This is a genomic window from Bacillus sp. 204(2023) (genome assembly GCF_037027505.1).
In the GTDB taxonomy this organism is placed as follows: domain Bacteria; phylum Bacillota; class Bacilli; order Bacillales; family Bacillaceae; genus Bacillus; species Bacillus subtilis.
Map to the genome: position 1 here is coordinate 1 of NZ_JAXCHE010000024.1, position 570 is coordinate 570.

The window sequence follows — 570 nt, forward strand, 5'->3', positions numbered from 1 at the left end:
CCCTGTGAGAGTAGGACGCCGCCAAGCAATTGCACGTTAGTGCAATTATGGAGGATTAGCTCAGCTGGGAGAGCATCTGCCTTACAAGCAGAGGGTCGGCGGTTCGAGCCCGTCATCCTCCACCATTATGCCGGTGTAGCTCAATTGGTAGAGCAACTGACTTGTAATCAGTAGGTTGGGGGTTCAAGTCCTCTTGCCGGCACCACTTTCATATGATATAATACTCAAGTCTCTTGTAGAAGAGCCATTAGCTCAGTTGGTAGAGCATCTGACTTTTAATCAGAGGGTCGAAGGTTCGAGTCCTTCATGGCTCACCATTTTACGCGGGTGTGGCGGAATTGGCAGACGCGCTAGACTTAGGATCTAGTGTCTTTATGACGTGGGGGTTCAAGTCCCTTCACCCGCATTATATAGGATAACAGTTAGAAAAACTGGACATCCTGTCTGCGGAAGTAGTTCAGTGGTAGAACACCACCTTGCCAAGGTGGGGGTCGCGGGTTCGAATCCCGTCTTCCGCTCCAACTATACCATCCACGCCGGGGTGGTGGAATTGGCAGACACACAGGACTT

5 tRNA genes are annotated in these 570 nt (G+C 51.1%); all 5 read left to right on the plus strand.

From position 1 onward, the window contains the following. The first annotated feature begins 49 nt into the window (after nt 1–49). The 5 genes from WA279_RS20755 (at nt 50) to WA279_RS20775 (ending at nt 521) form a co-directional block, all read left to right on the plus strand. Nucleotides 50–125 (plus strand) — tRNA-Val (locus tag WA279_RS20755). A gap of 4 nt (nt 126–129) precedes the next feature. Further along, nucleotides 130–205 (plus strand) — tRNA-Thr (locus tag WA279_RS20760). Nucleotides 206–241: 36 nt separating this feature from the next. Then, nucleotides 242–317, plus strand: a tRNA-Lys gene (locus tag WA279_RS20765). Between the two features lie 6 nt (nt 318–323). After that, nucleotides 324–406 (plus strand) — tRNA-Leu (locus tag WA279_RS20770). Between the two features lie 40 nt (nt 407–446). After that, nucleotides 447–521, plus strand: a tRNA-Gly gene (locus WA279_RS20775). The last annotated feature ends 49 nt before the right edge of the window (nt 522–570 follow it).